Origin of the sequence: Streptomyces sp. DG1A-41 (assembly GCF_037055355.1) — a bacterium.
In the GTDB taxonomy this organism is placed as follows: domain Bacteria; phylum Actinomycetota; class Actinomycetes; order Streptomycetales; family Streptomycetaceae; genus Streptomyces.
This window is the reverse complement of the sequence record NZ_CP146350.1, coordinates 7,317,225-7,337,847: the sequence shown is the minus strand read 5'-3', so window position 1 is coordinate 7,337,847 and position 20,623 is coordinate 7,317,225. Positions and strand designations below refer to the sequence as shown.

19 protein-coding genes and 3 pseudogenes are annotated in these 20,623 nt (G+C 69.9%); 12 read left to right on the top strand and 10 right to left on the bottom strand.

Annotated features, from left to right (window positions below; genetic code table 11):
• Window positions 1-28 precede the first annotated feature (28 nt).
• The 3 genes and pseudogenes from V8690_RS34165 to V8690_RS34155 all read right to left on the bottom strand — a co-directional run bounded on the left by V8690_RS34165 (window position 29) and on the right by V8690_RS34155 (window position 2,175).
• Complete coding sequence (locus V8690_RS34165; protein WP_338783937.1) at window positions 29-649, bottom strand: transposase; 621 nt, start codon at window positions 647-649, stop codon at window positions 29-31.
• 299 nt (window positions 650-948) lie between these two features.
• Window positions 949-1,037: pseudogene (locus V8690_RS34160) on the bottom strand (hypothetical protein); the annotation flags it as partial.
• 130 nt (window positions 1,038-1,167) lie between these two features.
• Complete coding sequence (locus V8690_RS34155; RefSeq protein WP_338783936.1) at window positions 1,168-2,175, bottom strand: hydroxyacid dehydrogenase; 1,008 nt, start codon at window positions 2,173-2,175, stop codon at window positions 1,168-1,170.
• Window positions 2,176-2,359: 184 nt separating this feature from the next.
• On the opposite strand from V8690_RS34155, the gene V8690_RS34150 reads away from it, so the two are divergent.
• The 3 genes from V8690_RS34150 to V8690_RS34140 all read left to right on the top strand — a co-directional run bounded on the left by V8690_RS34150 (window position 2,360) and on the right by V8690_RS34140 (window position 4,777).
• Window positions 2,360-3,616, top strand: coding sequence for a D-arabinono-1,4-lactone oxidase (locus V8690_RS34150; protein WP_338783935.1), 1,257 nt, complete (start codon window positions 2,360-2,362; stop codon window positions 3,614-3,616).
• 121 nt (window positions 3,617-3,737) lie between these two features.
• Window positions 3,738-4,205, top strand: coding sequence for a winged helix-turn-helix domain-containing protein (locus V8690_RS34145; RefSeq protein WP_338783934.1), 468 nt, complete (start codon window positions 3,738-3,740; stop codon window positions 4,203-4,205).
• Window positions 4,202-4,777 (top strand): IS630 family transposase, encoded by a 576-nt coding sequence (locus tag V8690_RS34140; protein ID WP_338783933.1) that lies wholly within the window; start codon window positions 4,202-4,204, stop codon window positions 4,775-4,777. Before V8690_RS34145 ends, V8690_RS34140 begins: the two co-directional genes overlap by 4 nt.
• 45 nt (window positions 4,778-4,822) lie before the next feature.
• Here the strand turns inward: V8690_RS34140 and V8690_RS34135 are convergent, their stop codons facing one another.
• Window positions 4,823-5,173 carry a hypothetical protein gene (locus V8690_RS34135; protein ID WP_338783932.1) on the bottom strand — a complete coding sequence of 117 codons (351 nt, stop codon included), beginning with the start codon at window positions 5,171-5,173 and terminating at the stop codon, window positions 4,823-4,825.
• Window positions 5,174-5,334: 161 nt separating this feature from the next.
• Here V8690_RS34135 and V8690_RS34130 point away from each other — a divergent pair, with 161 nt between their 5' ends.
• Entirely contained in the window at window positions 5,335-5,700 is a 366-nt protein-coding gene (locus V8690_RS34130; protein WP_338785683.1) for a hypothetical protein, read from the top strand.
• Between the two features lie 16 nt (window positions 5,701-5,716).
• On the opposite strand, the pseudogene V8690_RS34125 reads toward V8690_RS34130, so the two are convergent.
• The 5 genes and pseudogenes from V8690_RS34125 to V8690_RS34105 all read right to left on the bottom strand — a co-directional run.
• Window positions 5,717-5,857 (bottom strand): annotated as a pseudogene (locus V8690_RS34125) (helix-turn-helix domain-containing protein); the annotation flags it as partial.
• A gap of 306 nt (window positions 5,858-6,163) precedes the next feature.
• Window positions 6,164-6,514 carry a hypothetical protein gene (locus V8690_RS34120; RefSeq protein WP_338783931.1) on the bottom strand — a complete coding sequence of 117 codons (351 nt, stop codon included), beginning with the start codon at window positions 6,512-6,514 and terminating at the stop codon, window positions 6,164-6,166.
• A 22-nt stretch (window positions 6,515-6,536) separates the two neighbouring features.
• Window positions 6,537-7,817, bottom strand: coding sequence for a hypothetical protein (locus V8690_RS34115; RefSeq protein ID WP_338783930.1), 1,281 nt, complete (start codon window positions 7,815-7,817; stop codon window positions 6,537-6,539).
• Window positions 7,818-7,996: 179 nt separating this feature from the next.
• Window positions 7,997-9,466, bottom strand: coding sequence for a PepSY domain-containing protein (locus V8690_RS34110; protein ID WP_338783929.1), 1,470 nt, complete (start codon window positions 9,464-9,466; stop codon window positions 7,997-7,999).
• Window positions 9,467-9,615: 149 nt separating this feature from the next.
• Window positions 9,616-10,647 (bottom strand): sigma-70 family RNA polymerase sigma factor, encoded by a 1,032-nt coding sequence (locus V8690_RS34105; RefSeq protein WP_338783928.1) that lies wholly within the window; start codon window positions 10,645-10,647, stop codon window positions 9,616-9,618.
• 403 nt (window positions 10,648-11,050) lie between these two features.
• Here V8690_RS34105 and V8690_RS34100 point away from each other — a divergent pair, with 403 nt between their 5' ends.
• Together V8690_RS34100 and V8690_RS34095 are read left to right on the top strand one after the other, a co-directional pair.
• A complete protein-coding gene (locus V8690_RS34100) occupies window positions 11,051-11,287 on the top strand; it encodes a hypothetical protein (protein ID WP_338783927.1) in 237 nt (78 codons plus the stop codon).
• 126 nt (window positions 11,288-11,413) lie between these two features.
• Window positions 11,414-11,602 carry a hypothetical protein gene (locus tag V8690_RS34095; RefSeq protein WP_338783925.1) on the top strand — a complete coding sequence of 63 codons (189 nt, stop codon included), beginning with the start codon at window positions 11,414-11,416 and terminating at the stop codon, window positions 11,600-11,602.
• A gap of 104 nt (window positions 11,603-11,706) precedes the next feature.
• Here the strand turns inward: V8690_RS34095 and V8690_RS34090 are convergent, their stop codons facing one another.
• Window positions 11,707-12,057: a helix-turn-helix domain-containing protein gene (locus tag V8690_RS34090; RefSeq protein ID WP_338783924.1), complete on the bottom strand. Its 351-nt coding sequence runs from the start codon at window positions 12,055-12,057 to the stop codon at window positions 11,707-11,709.
• A gap of 135 nt (window positions 12,058-12,192) precedes the next feature.
• On the opposite strand from V8690_RS34090, the gene V8690_RS34085 reads away from it, so the two are divergent.
• The 6 genes and pseudogenes from V8690_RS34085 (at window position 12,193) to V8690_RS34060 (ending at window position 20,584) form a co-directional block, all read left to right on the top strand.
• Entirely contained in the window at window positions 12,193-12,915 is a 723-nt protein-coding gene (locus tag V8690_RS34085) for an ANTAR domain-containing protein (RefSeq protein WP_338783923.1), read from the top strand.
• Between the two features lie 190 nt (window positions 12,916-13,105).
• Complete coding sequence (locus V8690_RS34080; RefSeq protein ID WP_338783922.1) at window positions 13,106-14,353, top strand: ROK family transcriptional regulator; 1,248 nt, start codon at window positions 13,106-13,108, stop codon at window positions 14,351-14,353.
• 220 nt (window positions 14,354-14,573) lie between these two features.
• Window positions 14,574-15,840 (top strand): annotated as a pseudogene (locus V8690_RS34075) (sugar ABC transporter substrate-binding protein).
• 20 nt (window positions 15,841-15,860) lie between these two features.
• Window positions 15,861-16,826: a sugar ABC transporter permease gene (locus V8690_RS34070; protein WP_338783921.1), complete on the top strand. Its 966-nt coding sequence runs from the start codon at window positions 15,861-15,863 to the stop codon at window positions 16,824-16,826.
• Window positions 16,823-17,704: a carbohydrate ABC transporter permease gene (locus V8690_RS34065; RefSeq protein WP_338783920.1), complete on the top strand. Its 882-nt coding sequence runs from the start codon at window positions 16,823-16,825 to the stop codon at window positions 17,702-17,704. The genes V8690_RS34070 and V8690_RS34065 overlap by 4 nt, the downstream gene beginning before the upstream one ends.
• Before the next feature lie 12 nt (window positions 17,705-17,716).
• The gene (locus tag V8690_RS34060; RefSeq protein WP_338783919.1) at window positions 17,717-20,584 is read left to right on the top strand and encodes a glycoside hydrolase family 2 TIM barrel-domain containing protein; all 2,868 of its coding nucleotides are present in this window, start codon (window positions 17,717-17,719) and stop codon (window positions 20,582-20,584) included.
• Window positions 20,585-20,623: the final 39 nt, after the last annotated feature.

The following is a 20,623-nucleotide window of genomic DNA, read 5'->3' as shown; positions in this document are numbered from 1 at the left end:
TCTCCTTCTGGATCGTATGTACGACTCCTCACGGTATCCGTTGCTGAGGAACTGTTTTACAGCGCCTCTCAGCAATCTCGGCATTTCTACCGAAAAGGTTCGTGACGGTGTCACCAAAGCGGAGGGCTTCGGTGTCCTGACGACGATCTCCCGCTTCTTGCTGTCGCTGGTGCGGCAGGGTTGCGCCACCTGCCCGCCCGCCTCGGCCGATGCTCCGGTCGGGTACCTGTCGCCGTGAGACGCGACGGGAATGGAACCGAAGGAGCTTGAGCACGCCGTCCAGGTGGTTCGGGTTGGGTTCGTAGCGGACCATCCCGGTGCTGTCGGCAAGGACCGCGAGGTGCTTCACCCCGAGATCGACACCTACCACCGCATCCGGCCGGGCGACGCGGGCGATCTCCCGGATGGTCTCGACCTGGAAGGCGACGAACCAACGCCCGTGTTCATACCGGACGGTCGCGGCGATGATGCGCGCAGTCCCAGCCCGGAAGCGCGTAAGAAGTTTGGTAGTGGGTTCATGGCTGCGGACCGTCCCCAGCCGAGGCAAGGTGACATGCCGACCGTCCGGCTCGACGCGGATCGCGCCAGTGGTGAACCGGCAGGCCAGGCGCGCCTTGCGTTTCGCCTTCAGGCGCGGGATACCCATCATGGGGCCTTTGCGCTTGCCCTGCTTCGATTTGACGTAGTTGTCGAATGCGGCGGCCGTTGGCCAGTCCGGATTTGCAGGCTTCCTCGGAATTCTCTTTCCACCAGTCGGCGTACTTCGGATCGGTCGTTTTGATCCGGTTGAATTCCCTGGACAGCGCGGGCAGCAACCAGGACCGCCACGGTGTCAGCTCCTCCTCGCTGATGCCGTAGGTGGCTTCGGCTCTGCCCTGCCACCAGGAAGCGGTCACCCAGGGCACGGCCCAGTTGCAGGCGGCGCGGGCGGCACCACAGTGCGAGCGCACCGCCCGCTCCTGCCCGACGTTCGGATCGAGGGCGAACCTGTAGGCCTGTACAACGCAGCCGGACCGCCGCCTGAACTTCCCGCCCACTCAGCCCCTTGAAGATGCCCTCGTCACCCACAACGGGCGCTTGACGTGAAGGTCACACATTCGGTGTACGACCATTCGTTCCCATCCAAGCGTCGTCCGTTCCGGACCGAGGAGGCTTCCTTGCCGAGGTTCATGCCGCGCGCTCCAGTTCCGCCAGGTCGACCCCGTACGCCGGTTTCTCCCCGGCCAGCAGCCGTTCAGCCTCCTCCGCGACCGTCAGCCCGAGGCGGGCCAGTTCATTGCCCTGGGAGCCCGCGAGGTGCGGGGTGACGAAGGCCTCGGGCAGGTCGTAGAGGGGGGAGTCGGTGGGGAGCGGCTCGGGGTCGGTGACGTCGAGGATCGCGGTCAGGCGCCCGGCGCGCAGTTCCGTCACGAGGGCGTCGTGGTCGACCAGGGCGCCGCGCGCGGTGTTGATCAGTACCGCCCCGTCGGGCATCAGGGCCAGCTCGCGGCGGCCGATCATGTGGTGGGTCTCGGGCGTCTCGGGGGCGTGGACGGTGACGATGTCGGACGTGCGCAGCAGCGCGTCCAGCGGCAGCAGGGGGACGCCGAGCGCGGCGGCCTCCCGCTCGTCGACGTACGGGTCGGTGAGGGCGGGCCGCAGGTCGAAGGGGCGGAGCAGTTCGAGGACGCGGCGGCCGATGCGGGAGGCGCCGATGACTCCGACGCGGCGGCCGTAGTTGCCGATGCCGGGGACGACGCCCCAGCCGGAGGAGGTGCGGGTGGCGCGCATCCGGTCGCGGGCGGCGAGGACGTCCTTCCCGGCGAGCAGGATCATGGCGAGGGTGTACTCGGCGACCGGCAATGCGTTGGCGGCGGCGGCCGAGGAGACGGCGATGCCCCGCCGCCAGATCCCGGGGGTGGCGAAGGACTTCACGGAGCCGGCCGAGTGCAGCACGGCACGCAGCCGGGGAGCCGCGTCGAGGACCGCCTCGTCGAGCCGGGGGCAGCCCCAGCCGGTCACCAGGATCTCGGTCCGGGCCAGCGCGTCGCGTACGCCCGGGTCGGCGAAGTCCCGCGCCACGAGCGCCGGATCGATGTCCACCGACTCCCGCAGCCGTGCCAGCACCTCGGGCGGGAACACCTGCGGCACGTTCTCGGGGGTCATGGCGAACAGTGCCTGGGGGCGCTGGCTCAAGGAAGTGACCTTCCGGCTCGGGGACACGCGGAACGGAACGGCTCCCCGGAACACAGGTAGAAACCGCTCTCTACGACGTCTCCACGGTAGGCCGGTCCGGGCCGCGGCGGCAATGGACTGCGGGGCCGGGGTAGGTTCCGGCGGGGGCTTTCCCGGTCCCCGCTGTCTCGGGAAGGACGACGCGATGAACGGGACCGTGACCAACTGGGCGGGGAACATCACCTACGCGGCCAAGGAACTGCACCGGCCGGACTCGCTCACCGCGCTGCGCGCGCTCGTCGCGGACAGCGGCCGGGTGCGGGTGCTGGGCAGCGGACACTCGTTCAACGAGATCGCCGAGCCGGGCGCCGAGGGCGTCCTGCTGTCGCTGGCGGACCTGCCCCCGGAGGTGGACGTCGACACGGCGGCCCGCACGGTCCGGGTCGGCGGCGGCGTGCGCTACGCGGAGCTGGCCCGCCGGGTGCACGGGCAGGGCCTCGCCCTGCCCAACATGGCGTCGCTGCCGCACATCTCGGTGGCCGGGTCGGTCGCGACCGGCACCCACGGCTCGGGAGTGCTCAACGGCCCGCTCTCGACGGCCGTGCGTGAGGTCGAGCTGGTCACGGCGGACGGCTCGACGGTGACCATAGGCCGGGACGAGGAGCGGTTCGGCGGGGCCGTCACCTCGCTCGGCGCACTCGGGGTCGTCACCGCCCTCACCCTCGACCTGGAGCCGGCGTACGAGGTGGAGCAGCATGTGTTCACCGAACTGCCCTTCCGGGGGCTGGACTCCGGGACGATCGAGACGGTGATGGCGACGGCGTACAGCGTCAGCCTCTTCACCGACTGGCGCGCGCCGGGCTTCAGGCAGGTGTGGCTCAAGCGGCGCTCCGACCAGCCGCTGCCCGCCTTCCCCTGGGCCGCTCCCGCCACCGAGAAGATGCACCCCGTGCCGGGTATGCCCGCGGTCAACTGCACCGAGCAGTTCGGTGTCCCGGGGCCGTGGCACGAGCGGCTGCCGCACTTCCGGGCGGAGTTCGTCCCGAGCAGCGGGGCGGAGTTGCAGTCGGAGTATCTGCTGCCGCGCGGGCACGCCGTCGAGATGCTGCACGCGCTCGACGCGATCCGGGAGACCATCGCCCCCGTCCTCCAGACCTGCGAGGTGCGCACGGTCGCCGGCGACGACCAGTGGCTGAGCCCCTCCTACAGCCGGGACACCGTGGCGGCTCATTTCACCTGGGTCGAGGACACGGCGGCGGTGCTGCCGGTGGTGCGGCGGGTCGAGGAGGCGCTGGAGCCCTTCGGGGCCCGACCGCACTGGGGGAAGGTGTTCACCGTCCCGGCGTCCGTGCTGCGGGGGCTGTATCCGCGGCTCGGCGATTTCCGGGCGCTGGCACGGGAGCTGGACCCGGCGGGGACGTTCGCCAACGCCTTCGTGCGGGATGTGTTCAGGGACGCGTAGCGGGAACGGACGCCTACTGAGGTTTTCGTTAGTTCTGTGGGCGTGGCGGGCTTGTTGGTGGGAGTCTGTTGTCGTGTCTTTCAAGCCTTCGCCTGTTGTCTCCGGGCCTGCCGTTCCTCCCTTGACGCGACCGCAGTTGGCCGAGGCCCGGCGTGTACGGGCGGCCGAGTTGTTCGAGCAAGAACGTTCGAATGTCGAGATCGCACTGATGCTGGGGGTCAGCGACGAGAGTGTGCGGCGGTGGAAACGGGTGTGGGAGAAGGCCGGCACTGACGCCTTGCGACGACGCCTGGCCACCGGTCGCCCGCCCAAGCTGGACGACGCCCAGGTCGAGCGGGTGCGGACAGCGCTGGAGCAAGGCGCCCAGGCGCACGGCTTCGAGGCCGATCTGTGGACGCTGGAGCGGGTCGGCATGGTCGTCGAGCGGGTGACGGGGGTGGTTCTGTCGCGTGCATCGATCTGGCGTCTGCTGACCGGTCGGCTGGGGTGGAGTCTGCAGCGCCCGGAACGTCGGGCGGTGGAGCGGGACGAGTCTGAGATCGCCCGCTGGATCGCGCACGAGTGGCCGCGTAGCAAAAAAGGGCGGTGAACACACGTGCCTGGATCGTGTTCCTCGACGAATCAGGCGTCTCGTTGTTGCCTCAGATCCGCCGCACTTACGCACCCCGCGGCCGTACTCCGCTCCTGCGGCATCGGCTCAACTGGAAGCGCGCCTCGATGGCAGCGGCTCTCGGCTATCACGCCACCGACCCCGACCGCGGGCCCCGTCTGTGTTTCCACCTCAAGCCCGGCAGCTACGACACCACCGCTCTCATCGAGGTCCTGGAACAGCTCAAAGCGTTCTATCGCGGAGAGCGGGTGGTCCTGGTCTGGGACGGCCTGTCCGCCCACTGGAGCCGGGCCATGCGCGCCTGGGTCGCCGAACAGAACTGGCTCACCCTCGAGCGATTACCCGCTTACGCTCCCGAGCTCAACCCGGTGGAACTGCTGTGGTCATCGCTCAAGAAACGCGAACTCGCCAACCTTGCCGGCAACCACCTCGCCGATGTCGCCGACGCCACCGAACAAGGCATCCGCCGCATCAACCAGAGCCAGCATCTGCCATGGTCCTTCCTCACCCACACCGGCCTGACCATCCACCCGCCAACCCCACAGAACTAACGAAACCTCAGTAGTGGTCGGCTCCGGAAGTCTTACGGGGGTTGATCATGCCGCCAGGGCGACGGAGGATTCTGCGTGGTGATGGGCGGTGTGCCGGTCGAGTCTGGCCAGCAGATCGTCCAGGTCGGAGGTGGTGAACTTCCACTGGAACGGCTGTGCCGTGGCGTTGTAGCGGTCTTCGAAGGCTCGGAGCCAGTCCGCGACTTGGGCCAGGTCGGTGAAGTCGTTGGGCGAGACGACTTTGCGCTGGAAGGGGGAGAAGTAGATCTCCACCTGGTTCAGCCAGGAGGCGTGTACCGGGGTGTGGACCAGCACCGCGTTGGGGAAGGCGGCGGTCAACCGTTCCGATGCGGCCCCGCCGCGACGGGAGGAGCCGTTGTCCACGATCCAGAACACCCGCTTGGCGCTTGGCGTACGGCTCGGTGCGCATGACCTGGGCGACCAGGTTCATGAACGGGGCGATGCCGGTGCGCGGCTCGGTGCGGCCGAACACCTTCGCGCGGTGGACGTCGTAGGCGGCCAGGTAGGCCAGGGCGCCGCCGCGGCCGTAGGTGTGGTTGACGCGCATCGCGCGGGCCTGGCCGGGGGCGAGGGTGGGATGGCAGCGGCAGCGGGCCTGGACGGAGGTCTTCTCATCCGCGCTGATGACGTACTCGTCCTCGCCCAGCGGTCGGCCCTGCCAGGTGCGGGCGTACCGGTCCAGGACGCGGGCGGCCTTGGTGCAGAAGTCGGGATCGGTGATGAAGATCCACGAACGGTGCTGCCAGGGCTTGATCGCGTCCGCGGCCAGCCAGCGGCGCACGGTGGAGGCCGACACGAACGTGACGATGCCCCGTTCCATGGCCTCGCGGGCCAACTCCGGGCACGACCAGCGGGGCAGCGGTACCCCGGTCTCAGCGGGCAGCCGCAGGCCGGCGCGGTGACCTGGGCGGTCTGCAGTGCGGTGAACGTGCGCGGGCGGCCGGTGCGCTCGCGGTCATCCAGGCCCGGCAGGCCATGCTCGGCGAACCGGCCCCGCCAGGTGCGGACGGTGTCCAGGTGCAGGCCTGTCTCACGGACGATGCGCGCGTTGGAACCCACGCGCCGCGTGCAGGACGATCTGCGCGCGCAGGCGCATCCGATGCTCGATCCTGTGGCCGTAGGCCATCTTCTCCAGCCGCTCGCGCTCGGCGGCGGTCGGGGCTATCGGGCGGGCCGGGGCAACGGGCATGGGGCGAGGGCCGATCGGGAGAAGTGGATGGCGGCAGGCCGTAGCCTGCCGCGTCCGCTTCCCGGCCCGTCGGGCAGGATGGCTGCGATGCCCACACCTCCGCAGTCCACCCGGCTCTCGCTCCAGCAGCGCTTTGGTGGCGCGACGCGCTGTGCCACGGCCGCCAAGCCAGCCGGTCAGCGCTGGCGGCGGGTCGCCAGCCACAGGCAGACGACGGGAGCCACAGCACTCCCGACCGCCGTGGCCAGCGCCGCCGTCGCCAGCGGCTCGCTGAGGGTGGGCACGACGGCGCTGCGTGTGGTGCCGTCGGCGGCCCGTACCGTCAGCTCGCAGCCCTCCTCGGTCATGCTGATCCTGTCGGCCAGTCCGTAACCGGTGTCGAGGCACTTCTTGGTGGCGACGGCATCGGCGACGAAGAACATCACGGCCGCCAGGACGGCGAGTCCGAGCGCCGCCGTCAGACCCACCGTGCGCAGGGTGCGGTTTCCGTCATGGGCCGGTCGGCCCTGCTGGTGGTGTGCGGTCATACGCGCATCCTCCTTGCGGCGGTCAGCTGTTGGCGGGGCAGGTTCCGGTGCCGTTGGACGACGCGGTCGGGGAGCCGCCGCGGACCCATTTCGCGCAGCTCGGCACCGTCCAGCCACGGCTGCTGTTCACCATCAGCTCGGTGAGCGAGCCGGCCCGCGTGTAGTTCAGGCCCATGCAGGAGCTGCCCGGGTCCATACCCGCGTCGTTGCAGTCGTTGCTGAGCTTCTGGCCCGCGAGGCCGTAGGGGGAGGCGGACTTGGCACCCTTCTCGGCGTGGATCCAGAAGTTGTACGTGACGCCCGCGGCCAGCTTCTTCGGGTAGCCGACGCCGACGGAGAAGTCGAGCTTCTGGCACGAGTCGGTGGTGTCGTCCCAGTCCCAGTACGCGGCAGCGGCACTCGGGTAGTTCCAGCCGTAGTCGACGGCGTTCCACTTGAAGCCCGTCGACCAGGCCGCCCAGAACTCGGTGTAGGCGCTGTCCGCGCAGTACGGGCGCGGGAAGATGTCCACCAGGTCGTAGTTGTACAGCGACAGGTTGTGCTCGTAGCCGAAGTCGTCACCGAAGGCGGCGAGGTCGCTGCTCGACCCCCAGCTCATGTAGTGCCGGAAGTGGCGCGGCTTGGAGCTCGCCGAGTAGCGGTAGGCCCTCATCTCCGCCGAGACAGGAGCCCAGGTGTTGCCGATGTTGGCCGGGGTGACGTCGCCCTGGCCGTCGGGCGCGGGTTCTTCCGTCGTGCTGGAGTCGGCGGGGGCGGGCTCCTGGTGGCTCGCCTCGACGGCGGCGAGGACCGCGGCACGGCGGCCCAGCAGCTGCTCGCGCTCCGTGGTGGCCGTGGCGGCCTGCTCCAGCGTGCCGAGCGGCAGTTCCTCGACCGCGGGGGAGTCCGAGTCGAAGACCTGGGACTGGGACAGCACCGGGGCGACGGCGGTGAGCCGGTCGGCAGGCACCTCGCCGTCGACCACGACGAGGAACACCAGCGGCTCCACGCCGTACTCCTCGGTCACGGCCTCGCGCATGTTCTCGATGGCCTGGTCGGCCGGGGCGCCCGGGCCGGGTTGGCTGCCGCCGCCGAAGTCACCGGTGTACCGCAGCAGCAGCGGGTTCAGCCCGGCCAGCGAGACCTTTAGCTCGTCGAGGGTCTGCGGGACGGTGAACAGCAGCCGCGTCACCTTCCGCTGCACCTGCGGAATGCTCGTCGCCGTGACCGTCGGCGCCGGCTCCTCGGTCTGCGCCGCCGCCGTCGTGGCGGGCAGCACGGCCAGGGACAGACAGCTGACGGCTGCCGTGGCCCACAGGCTCATACGTCGAAACGTCATTCGGTATCGCTCCGGATCTTTGCGTACGGGGTACGGATCGGGTCGTGGGAATTGCGTGGGGGCACGGGGTGAGCCACCGGTACGGGAGGGCTCGTCGTACGGGGATCGGTGAACCGTGTGTAGGGACAGCGCCCTTGAGGTACGGGATCAAGTCGCCGTACGGATCAGGTCGCCGTACGGGAAAGGACGGCGCCGCTGCGGGCGTCGACCGTGACGCGCTCCACGTCCGGGGTCTCGGCGCCCGGGCGGCCTGTGAGGCCGCGGTCGACGGTGACCGTCCAGCGCGAGGTGTCCCAGGTGTCGGGGGTCGCGGTCGCGGTGCCGTGGTCGTCGCCGATCGCGGCGCGGGCCGCGGCGACGGCCTCCTCGGCGGTGACCACGAAGCCCGCAGTTCCCGCGGTGCCCCGCGCGGCGGACAGATAGGTCACGGCGCCGGTGCGGCGGTCGACCTCGACGGTCACCTCGCGCGCTCCCGGGTGCCCGGCCTCGGTCGGGCGCCAGCGCAGCAGCGTCACGGCGTCGCCCGCGATATGGCTCACGGACTCCTCGGCGACCAGCTCCCAGTCCGCGCTCCAGCCGGGGACGTTGCGGCCGACGAACTCCTCGGCGGCGGCCCGGACCTCGGCCGCGTCCAGCGACTGCTCACCGCTCGTCGACGGGACACCGACGAGGTCGTACAGCGAACCGTCGGCGTCGGTCCGGTACTCGACGCCCTCGGCGGTGTGCACCGTCGTGAGCGGTTCGCCTGACGGGCCCTCGGCCGAGGTGGTGGAGACGGGCGTCAGGGAGGCGGGCGACGAGAACGTCGGCGTGGCTACCGGCTGGCTGTTGAACGGTTCCCCCTCCGCGGCCGGCTTGAGTTTCACGGCACCGGGATTGGCGGCGGCGCCCCGCACTACGTACTTGTCCCAGCCGCCCGCCGAGCCTTCCTTGGCCACGAGGTCCGAGCGTGCCCGGGACAGTGCGGTGCTCACGCTCACGCCAGTGGTGGCGTGGTACGAGAACCGGCTCCAGAAGTAGTTGCCCGAGTAGTTCGTCGCGCTCGGCAGGGTGCCGGAGGTGGTCGCCGGGTACATCACCAGGTCCGAGAAGCTGATGACCGAGTCGATGCCGCGCGAGACGGCGACGTCGTTGAAGTTCCCGAGCTGGCCCGTCTGCGCGGTGTCGCAGCCCGCGAGCACGAGCAGCCGCATGTCGTCCATGTCGGTGTACGGCAGGTACTCGGTGAAGAACCGCAGATTCTCGTAGATCGGCGCGACGTCGTACGTACGGCCCGCGGCCAGTATCGCGTCCAGGTCGTCCGTGGTGCCCTCGTCGGTCTGGAAGATGCCGCCGTTCGCGTGCCCGAACAGCGCGAAGACGCCCGCGTCCATGCCGTCCGCCCAGGCGTTGTCGGCGCTGCGGCCGGAGGTGTAACTCGTGCCCGTGTAGCCGATCGTGCGGGCCGCGTCGCGGAACGCGGTCGCGCTGAGCCGGGTGTCCAGCCCGTCGTTGAAGCGCCGGCCGAGGCTCGTCTCGCCCACGGCCTGCGCGGGCTGCGCGCCCACGGTGAGAGCGCAGACGAAGGCGGCCGACAGCGCGAGCAGAGACCCGCCGCGGCGGCGGCGCCGTCCGCTGTCCTTGGTGCTGTGCAAGTGACTCTCCGCTGGTGATTACGTCCCCGCCGGGCTGGGGCCCGGCGGTGGTGTCACCTGCTCTACGGGGAGGGGTGGGCGATCCCTCGCGGACAGCGCGAAACTTTTTGGCGCTCTGCTGGTGGGTGGCAGCGTGGGTTTGCATGAAGTCAGGGCGTCATCGCGGCCGGAACCGCTGTACCGGGCAGGGGCGGGACGGAAGCCTCGACGGGAGGAAGCAGCGCCGGGACGCCGGGGAGCGGCGGGAGTGTCGTGGCGGGGGGCTCCAGCAGCGTCGGGAGGTCGGCCGCCGGGGTCGCGGGGAGGGACGGGCCGGTGGGTTCCGTCGCGCCGGTTGGCGGGGTGGTGCCGGTCATCGGCGTCGCTGGTACGGCGCTGGGGGTCACCCCCGCGCCCGCCGGTGTGACGAGACGGGTCTCGATGACCGGCGTACCGGGAATCGCGCCCGGTTCCGCGCCTTGGTCCTCGTACCCGAGACCGGACGAGGACACGGAGTCGGCGGGCCCCGACAGCGGGCTCTCGGGCATGGCCGGCCGCTCCGCCTCGGCGGGCGTGACGAGCACCAGACCGGCGAGCACCACCGCGGCCCCGGCGGACACCAGTGTGGTGGCGGGTGCGGCGGCCGACGTGCCGCCGTTGGTGCGGGGGCGTCCGCGCCACAGGCCGAGGACAAGAGCCAGCGTGGAGGCCAGCACCGCCCGCAGGGTCTGCCGGGCGCGGCCCAGCAGCGACTCCGTGGCCTTGTATGTGAGCCCCATGTGCCGCGCGACCTGCGCGACGTCCAGGTTCTGGGCTTTGAGCTTCAGTGCCTCCGCCTGGCGCCGGGGCAGGGAGCGGCTCTGGAGGGCGAGCCACCTGGCCTCGGCGCGGTCGCAGACCGTGTCTTCCGGAGAGCCGGAGGGGGCGGAGGTCAGCACGGTGTGGGCGCGGGCGCTCACCGCCTCGTCGCGGCGGAGCTGGCGGTGGCGGTCCACACAGAGCCGTACCGTCACGGACGTCAGCCAGGCGCCGAGGCGGTCACGGTCCACGTTCGGGTTCTCCGCCGCGCGGACCATCGCCTCCTGCACTGCGTCCTCGGCGTCCTCCGGGCTCGCGGACCGGCTCCGTGCCACTTTCAGTAGCGCCTCCCGGTGGCTCCACAGCCGCTGCCACTCGGAGTCCGGAGACTCATGTGTCGACAAAATGCCTGCCCCTCTCCGCGGCCGGACTCGCGCGATGCGCGCCGGAGTGTAACCCGCACCTCCGGCGCCGGACGCCGTGGGGTTCGGCAGAGGTCACGGGAGCGGCAGGTCAGGGCCTCGATCCGCCGATGCGTTCTTGAAGGGCGTGCCGCCGGCGTGGAAGCGTGCGGTGTTCTCCAGCCCGAACTAGGATGCGAGGAGTCCGCCCGCGGCGGCAGCACTCCTTGGTCAGCCACCCGTCGGCCGATTTCCGTTCACGCGCCGCGCACCCGGTCAGGGGCCGCCTCGGCACACGGGCGGGCCCGCGCCCCCACACCGCGCAGGGGACGCGGGCCCGACAACCGCACGGTCGCGGCACGCAGTGCGTCTGCGGATCGCCCCGGCCGTCACCGTTGCGCACAACTTGCTCACCGCGACCGGCACGTGGACGACCTGCTGCGCACTGCCGTTCACAGAGACGTCCGTGGTGGAGGCGGCCACCCACGAACGGGGTCCCGACGACCTCCCCGACCTCAACGGCGACCCCGACGTCCTCCATCGCACCGCTGCACGTCCCTCCGGTGGCGGGTGCTGTTCGGCGTCGGATTGGTCACCGTCGGCGCGGGTGCGCGTGCACGACACGGCCGCCGAGGCCGACTAACTATGTAGTCCGCACACCGCCTTCGGACTCGGCCCAGGCTTCAACCGAATCCCACAGACCGGGCAGTGCCGGACGCGCGGTCGCCCGCCGTCCTCGGACCAGCACGCCCGCACCGCCTGGCCGCAGTTGAAGCGGCTGCACGTCCGTAACCGCGGGGCCTTCGCCTACGTCGACGGCGAGCTGGCCGACAGCGAGGGCGTCAAGCTCATGCGCTTACACGACAGCGGAACCGCCGGCAGATGGGGCTTCGCCGGCGCCCCCGAAGAAGCCCTCGACTGCGCCTGCCCGCTCCACCTCGCCGCCCCGGACATCTGACCGGCAGTCACACAACACCGGATCCGAATTCACCCCTCGAAGGACTTCGAACGTGGACCACTTAGCGAGAGGGCCCGGCCGTCCGGCGGTGGACGGCCGAAGGGTCAGGTCGTGGCGTGCGGCCGGCCGGATTCGCTGGGGGTCGTGGCGCGGTCGGCCTCGTCCTCGACGAGCAGGGAGAGCAGCGACGCCACGGTCAGGCCGGCCTCGGCGGGGTGACGCAGCACCTTGCCGGGGTCGATCCGGTACGTGTTGCTGCGGCCCTCCCGGGTGTGGGAGAGATAACCGTCCCGCTCCAGGTCGGCGATGATCTTCTGGACGGCGCGTTCGGTGAGCCGGCAGTGGGCCGCGATGTCCCGGATACGGGCGCTGTGATTGTCGGCGATGGCTGCCAGCACCCGGGCATGGTTGGTGAGAAACGTCCATCCAGTGTGTGGCTCGGGCACTCCATCCATGCTCCAACTCTACCGACCAGGCGTACACGTATTCAAAAACACGTACTGCGTTTCATGTATTGGTTGACGGGTGTGGGGTAGAGAGGCAACGCTGGAAAACGGAGGCAGGGCGAACAGACAAGGGAGAACGGGGCCATGCCGGACCCTGCGCACTCTGCGACGGCGATCCCGCCATGCGCGGCGACCATGGACGTCGTACCGGACGGCGACCGGATGACCGTCACCGTGTGGGGTGAACTCGACCTGGGCAGCCGGCGACTGCTGCCGGATCTGCACGACATCCTCACGCTGTCGGGCAGCGGCCTCGACCTGCGCCTGGACGCGGTCGGGTTCTGCGACTGCTCCGGGCTCAACATGCTGCTCGACCTGCGCCTGCGCGCCCTCGACCAGGGCAAGACGGTCACCGTCCGCTCCAGCGGCCTCGCGGTCGCGCGCCTGCTCGACATGACCGGCACCCGAGCGCTGTTCGCGGCTCCGGGCCCGCACCGGGACGCCGTACGCCCCGCCGCCGACGAGCCCGGCCCGCGGACGGGCGACGACGAGGAGGACCAGGACCTCCGCACCGAAGTCGCCCAGCTGCGACGGGCCATGCAGACCCGGCCGACCATCGACCTGGCCCGCGGGATCCTGATGGCCTCCTTCGGCCTGAGCCCCGAGGCGGCCTGGAGCGTGCTGGTCAGGACCTCCCAGAACACCAACACCAAGCTGCACCACCTGGCCCGGGACCTGGTGGGCACCGTGCACGGCAGCACGCTGCCCGAGCCGGTGCAGCAGCAACTCGCGGCGGCCGTCGCGAGCACGAGCTCCCACGGCGAGGCGGCGTGCCCCGGGGGCGGAGCCGTCGAGGACGGGGACTGACGCACCCGCACGAGCCCGGTGACATCATGAGCGGACCGCGATCGGCCATCACCGGCCCTCACCAGGAGCGCACTTTATAAAGCCCCTTTCCTAACCCCTTGTCGAAAGTCCCGGCAGCCCATAGCCTTGCGCCGCGCCGGTGCCGATGTCGACCCGGCCCGAGCCGGTCTGGGAAGGGATGGGCACCCCGGTGAAGCGCACATCACGTGACATCCGCACCGCGAACCGCTACGAGGTGCTGCGCCAGATCATCGCCGAGTCACCGACCTCCCGGCAGGAGCTGGCGGCCGCCACCGGCCTCAGTCTCGCCACGGTCGCCACACTCGTCGGCGAGCTGCTCGACCTCCGCATGATCACGGAGGTGGGCTTCGAGGACTCGGCAGGCGGCCGCCCCCGGGGCCTGGTGGCGGTCAACAGCTCGGGAGGCGCGCTGATCGGCGTCGACATCGCCGAGACGTACGTCCACGTCGAGCTGTTCGACCTGGGGCTGAACGTCCTCGCCCGCGCCGAGGAGGACGTCCGCGCCGGCGAGAGCCTTCCGGAGCAGGTGGTGGGCCATGTGGCCACCGCGGTCGGCTCGGTGGTCACCCAGGCCGGCATCGAGGGCGCCCGGGTGCTCGGGGTCGGGGTGAGCGTGCCGGGGCAGGTGGACCGCGCCACCGGCACCTCGGAGTACGCGCCCAACTGGGACTGGCACGACGTGCCGCTGCTCGACCTGCTCACCGAGCACATCGCCTACCCCTTGCACCTGGACAACCCGCTGCGTGCCAGCGCGGTGGCCGAGCTGTGGTTCGGGGCCGCGCGCGGGCGGAGCAACGCCGTCGTGGTCAACCTCGGGACCGGCGTGGGCGCCGGGCTCGTCCTGGGCGGCGGACTGCACCGCGGGGTGAGCAACAGCGCCGGGGAGTGGGGCCACACCACGATGGTGCTGGACGGACGCCTGTGCCGCTGCGGCAACCACGGCTGCGTGGAGACGTACGTCGGCGCGCGCGGCATCATGCTGAACCTGCGCGAGATCGGCCCCGACAGCGCGCTGCTGCACCCGGACGACCAGACGGCGACCATCGACGCGCTGGCCCGCGGGATCGCGGCGGACGACCCGGTGGCCCGCAAGGTCGTCCAGGAGACGGCCCGTTACCTGGGCGCCGGCGTCGCGGACCTGGTGAACCTGTTCAACCCCGAGATCGTCGTGCTGAGCAGCTGGGTCGCCCGCACCCTGGGCGAACCGCTGCTGCACGAGGTGCGCGGGGCCGTCGCCCGGCACGCGCTGCCGCGGCCGCTGGCCGCCACCGAGATCGTCCTCTCCCCGATCCCCACCGACCCGGTGTGCCTGGGCGCGGCGACGTTCGCGCTCGAAGGGGCGCTCCAGGCCGTCGGGCAGAAGAACGGCAAACGCACCACCCTCGCGCGCAGCCGCACCACCGCTCCACCCTCGTAGCGGCGGAAGCAACTCCTCCGCCACTCCCGCATGTTCGAAATCGCGAACCGGAAACAACGCTTCGAACAGGCTTCGTCCAACCCCTTGCCGAAGCCTTAGCCGAAGCTCTAGCGTCCCGCACCGCACCTCTCTTTGAGCCATCTGGCGCGAGCCGCCAGCTCGTGAGCCATCAGGCAGTGAGCCGAAGAGCCGCAGCCGCACTCGAGACAAGGACGTCAGCATGTCGGCATCGAGCAACATGAACTGGGACCGCCGAAACGTACTGCGGGCCGCGATGGGCCTGGCCGCCGCCGGCGGACTGGCCGCGTGCGGCAGCAACACCGGCCGGGGCGGCGGGTCCGGGTCGGGCAAGGGCCTCGTCCAGTACTTCCACGCGTACGGCGAGGCCGGCGTGGAGCAGGCCGTCAAGCGGTACGCGAAGGCCTACAAGGGCGCCAACGTGACCACGCAGTGGATCACCGGCAACAACTTCGAGCAGAAGCTCTTCGCCGCACTGCTCACCAAGAACGCGCCGGACGTCTTCGAGTTCCACCCGCAGATTCAGATGGTCAAGAGCGGCCAGGTGGCGGACCTGACCGACATCATCGAGCCGGTCAAGAACGACTTCAACCAGGCCGACATCAAGTCGCACACGGTCGACGGCAAGATATACGGCGTCCGGATGATCGACGACCCGCAGTTCCTCTTCTACCGGCCCTCGATGTTCGAGAAGGCGAACATCGAGGTGCCGACCACGCTGGAGGAGCTGATCGAGGCTGCCGACAAGCTGACCACGAGCAAGGTCAAGGGCATCTTCCTCGGCAACGACCTGACCAACGTCGACCGCCCGCTGATCTGGTCGGCCGGCGCCGACACGCTCACCGCGGACAACAAGCCCGCGTTCAACACCGACGCCGTCGCTGAGGGCCTCAAGCAGCTGCGCGGTCTCTTCACCAGCGGCAACCTGCTCCTCGACGCCCCCGCCGACTCGTGGGACCCGTCGGCCTTCATCCAGGGCCTCACCGCGATGCAGTGGTGCGGCATGTGGGCCATGCCAGGCCATGCAGAAGGCGCTCGGCGACGACATCGGCATCTTCCCGTTCCCGAAGGTCGGCTCGGCCGGCAAGCAGTCCGTCTATAACGGCGGCTGGTCGATGTTCGTCAACGCCAAGAGCAAGAACGTCGAGGCGGCCAAGGAATACGTCAAGTGGCTCTGGATCGACCAGAAGGAGTACCAGGAGGACTTCGCCACCTCCTACGGCTTCCACATCCCGCCGCGCACCTCCCTCGCGCAGTCCGCGGACAAGCTGAAGTCCGGCCTGCCGGCTGAGGGCGTGAAGCTCTTCAACGAGTTCGGCCACTTCGACAACATCGGCTGGACGCAGTCCATGATCGCCGCCTTCTGGGACGTGATCGCCAACACCGTCCGCAAGAACGGCGACCCGAAGGCCGCGCTCGACGCCTGTGAGAAGAAGGTCGACGCCGAACTCAAGAAGCTCTTCGGATAGACCGCCGGACGGATCTCGACATGTCGACCACCACCACACGCGGGGTCGCCCAGCCCGCCCCGGCCAAGGTCTTCAAGACCCGGCCGCGGCGGGGCCTGAGGGCGAACAGCACCTTCAACTTTTGGCTCTTCACCGGTCCGTTCCTGATCGGCCTGGTGATCTTCGTCTTCGTGCCCATCGGCTGGAGCATCTGGCTCAGCTTCTTCGAGGCACGCTTCACGGTCACGCCGAGCGAGTTCGTCGGCTTCGAAAACTACAGATCGATCCTGACGAACGACGACTTCCTCAACTCGCTCGTCACGTTCACCGTGTTCGCCGCTTTCATCGTGCCCGCCACCTGGGCGATGTCTCTGGGACTCGCCCTCCTGGTGAACCGGCTGCGGTTCATGCGGGCGTTCTTCCGGTCGGTGTTCTTCCTGCCGACCGCGGTCAGCTATGTCGCCGCCGCGCTGATCTGGAAGATGTCCATCTTCAACGGCGTCCGCTTCGGCATGGCCAACACCTTCCTCGGCTGGTTCGGCATCGACAATGTCGCCTGGCTGGCCAACCCCGATCCGCCCTGGTACTGGCTGGTCATCGTGACCGTACGCCTCTGGCTGCAGTCAGGCTTCTACATGATCCTCTTCCTTGCGGCGCTCCAGAACATCCCGCGGGAGCTGTACGAGGCCGCCGCCATCGACGGCGCCAAGCCGGGCTGGCAGACCTTCCGGCACATCACGCTGCCCCAGCTGCGGGCCACGTCCACCGCGGTGATCCTGCTCTTGCTGATCGCCGCCTACCAGGCCTTCGACGAGTTCTGGAACCTGCTGCCCAAGGCCACCTGGGGCCAGCCGCCGCTGGTCGAGCTGTACAAGATGGCCCTCGGCGAGAACCAGAACTACGGCGTGGGCAGCGCGGGCGCGGTCGTCCTGACCCTGCTCATCTGCATCGTCACGCTGTTCCAGGGCAAGATCATGGGCTTCGGAAGGGGTGAGGAGTCCAAGTGACCACCACAGCACCCGACCTCGGGAAGGTCACGAAGCCGGCCAAGGCCAAGCGCGGCGGCGTCATCAGCAGCACCGGTCTGTACATCGCGACCGGCATCGCGGCCGTCCTCTTCCTGATCCCCTTCTATCTCATCGTCCGCAACGCGCTGATGACGGACCCGGAGATCACCGGGGAGAACTGGAAGTGGTTCCCCACCACCATCCAGTGGGGCAACTTCAGCGAGCCGTTCAACGACGTCACCGTCGACTTCGCCCGGTCCCTGTGGAACTCCGTGGTCGTCGCCGTCCTGCACACCGTGGGAATCCTGCTGGTCTGCTCGCTGGCCGGCTACGGTCTCGCCCGGATCCCGTACAAGCACGCCAACAAGGTCTTCTACGCCGTCCTGGTCACCCTGATGGTCCCCACGGCGGTCACCTTCGTGCCGAGCTTCGTGCTGGTCTCGTCCCTCGGCTGGGTGGACAGCTACCGGGGTCTCATCATCCCGGGTCTCTTCAGTGGTTTCACGTGCTTCCTGTTCCGGCAGTACTTCCTGGGGTTCCCCAAGGAGCTGGAGGAGGCGGCGCGCGTGGACGGGCTCGGCTACTGGGGCGCGTACTGGCGTGTCGTCGTGCCGAACTCGCTGAACTTCTTCGCGGCCATCGCCACGATCACCTTCATCAACGGCTGGAACGCCTTCCTGTGGCCCCTGGTCATCGGACAGGATCCGAGTGCCTGGACAGTCCAGGTGGCTTTGTCGTCCTATATGACCAACCAGACCGTCAACTACCACCTGATCTTCATGGCCACGGCCATTTCCATCCTGCCCCTGGTGTTCGTCTTCCTCTTCCTCCAGCGCTGGCTGGTGCAGGGGATCGCCCAGACCGGCATCAAGGGCTGAGCTAGGAGACCGATGTCTTTCCGCACCACCTCCGTCGACTACGTCGAGGACGTCTCCCCGGGCAGCGGGGCCCTGCCGCCCCGCGCCTGGTACGCGTCCTCGGACGCGCGGTCCCTGTCCCTGAACGGCAGCTGGCGCTTCCGGCTGTCGGCGACGATCGACGCCGAGGACGACTCGTTCGCCGAGGAGGGCTACGAGGCCGGGGACTGGGCCGAGGTCACGGTCCCCGGGCACTGGGTCCTCCAGGGCGACGGGGCGTTCGGGTCCCCGATCTACACCAACCACCTCTACCCCTTCCCGGTGGACCCGCCGCACGTCCCGACGGAGAACCCGACCGGTGACCACCTGCGCGCCTTCGACCTGCCGTCCGACTGGCCGTCGGACGGCGGGGCGGTGCTGCGGTTCGACGGTGTCGAGTCCTGCGCCCGGGTGTGGCTGAACGGCACCGAGCTCGGCGAGTTCAAGGGCTCCCGGCTGCCGCACGAGTTCGCGGTCGGGCACCTGCTGAAGCCGGGCGAAAACATGCTGGCCGTGCGCGTGCACCAGTGGTCGGCCGGGTCGTACCTGGAGGACCAGGACCAGTGGTGGCTGCCGGGCATCTTCCGTGACGTGACGCTGCTGCACCGCCCGGCGGGCGGTGTGGGCGACTTCTTCGTGCACGCCTCCTACGACCACACCACCGGCGAGGGCACCCTGCGCGTCGACTCCGACGTCGACGGCCGGGTGACGGTCCCGGCCCTGGACATCGATGTCGCCACCGGCGAGTCGGTGACCGTGGCCGTCGAGCCGTGGACCGCCGAGACGCCGAAGCTCTACGACGGTGTGCTGGCCACCGAGGGCGAGCGGGTGCCGCTGCGGATCGGCTTCCGTACGGTCGTCCTCGATGACGGGCTGATCAAGGTCAACGGCAGGGCCGTCCTCTTCAAGGGCGTCAACCGGCACGAGTGGCACCACGAGAAGGGCCGCGCCCTCGACCTGGAGACCATGCGCGAGGACGTGCTGCTGATGAAGCGGCACAACCTCAACGCGGTGCGCACCTCGCACTACCCGCCGCACCCGGCCTTCCTCGACCTGTGCGACGAGTACGGTCTGTGGGTCATCGACGAGTGCGACCTGGAGACCCACGGCTTCACCGAGCAGGACTGGCGGGACAACCCGGTCGACGACGACCGCTGGACCCCGGCCCTGCTGGACCGTGCGGCGCGGATGGTCGAGCGGGACAAGAACCACCCGTCGATCGTGTTCTGGTCGCTGGGCAACGAGGCCGGCACCGGGCGCGGGCTCACCGCCATGGCCGAGTGGATCCACGACCGCGACCCCGAGCGTCTGGTGCACTACGAGGGCGACTGGAACTGCCGCGACACGGACGTCTACTCGCGGATGTACGCCTTCCACGACGAGGTCGAGAAGATCGGGCAGCGGCTCGACGGCGGTACGCACAAGCGCCGTGAGCTCCCCTTCATCCAGTGCGAGTACGGCCACGCCATGGGCAACGGGCCGGGCGGGCTCGCCGACTACCAGGAACTGTTCGAGAAGTACGAGCGGCTCCAGGGCGGGTTCATCTGGGAGTGGATCGACCACGGCGTCAAGCACGCCGAGCTGGGCTACGCCTACGGCGGTGACTTCGGCGAGGAGCTGCACGACGGCAACTTCGTCTGCGACGGGCTGGTCTTCCCGGACCGGACGCCGTCGCCGGGCCTCGTCGAGTACAAGAAGGTCATCGAGCCGGTCCACATCGAGGGCGACGGCGCGAACGGCGTCGTGCGGATCACCAACAAGCAGGACTTCGCCGACCTGTCCGCGCTGGCCTTCGAGTGGTCGTGCCAGGTGGACGGCGAGACGGTCGAGTCGGGTTCGCTGCCGGTGCCGGCGCTGGCGCCGGGCGAGAGCGCCGAGGTGAAGCTGCCGGAGCCGCCCGTGGACGGCCGGGGCGGCGAACGCCAGTGGACCGTGCGGGCGCTGCTCGCCGACGACACGCTGTGGGCCGCCAAGGACCACGTCGTGGCCTGGGGACAGTTCGCCGCGGGGGCACGGCCGCTGCCGTCCTTCCCCGCGAACGACCGGCCCGTGCGCGACGGGGACCGGTTCACCCTCGGCCCGGCCGCGTTCGACGCCCGCACCGGTGCGCTGCGGTCGATCGGCGGGGTCGAGGTGAGCGCCCCGCGGCTGGACGTGTGGCGGGCACCGACCGACAACGACGACGGCGCGGAGTGGCAGACCGACACCCGCTACGGGATGCTGTGGCGCACGCTCGGCCTGCACCGCATGCGGCACCGCCTGGTCTCGGTCGAGGCGGGCGACGACGCGCTGACGGTCCGCACGCGGGTGGCGCCCGCCGCCCGCGAGGTCGGTCTGGACACGGTGTACCGCTGGACGTCCGACGGCGAGCGGCTGAAGCTGACCGTGTCCGTGACGCCGGAGGGCGACTGGACGGTGCCGCTGCCCCGGCTCGGCGTCCGTTTCGGGCTGTCGGAGGCCGACTCCGTGGAGTGGTTCGGCGGCGGTCCCGGCGAGGCGTACCCGGACACCCGGGCGGCGTCCATGGTGGGCCGCTGGCAGTCGACGGTGGACGGGCTCCAGACGCCGTACCTCCGCCCGCAGGAGAACGGCGCCCGCGCCGACGTCCGCTGGGTGGAGCTCGGCGGTCTGCGGATCGAGGGCGACCCGGAGTTCTGGTTCACCGCGCGGCGCTGGACCACCGAGGAGCTGGACGCGGCGCGGCACCGCACCGACCTCACGCCCGGCGACACGGTGTGGGTCAACCTCGACCACGGGCAGCACGGCATCGGCTCGCAGTCGTGCGGCCCGGGTCCGCTGCCGCAGTACTTCCTGAAGGCCGAGCCGGCTCAGTTCGCGTTCGTGTTCTCGACCACCAGGTAAGAAATCGAGGTAAGAACTCGATTAATCGATTGACCCATT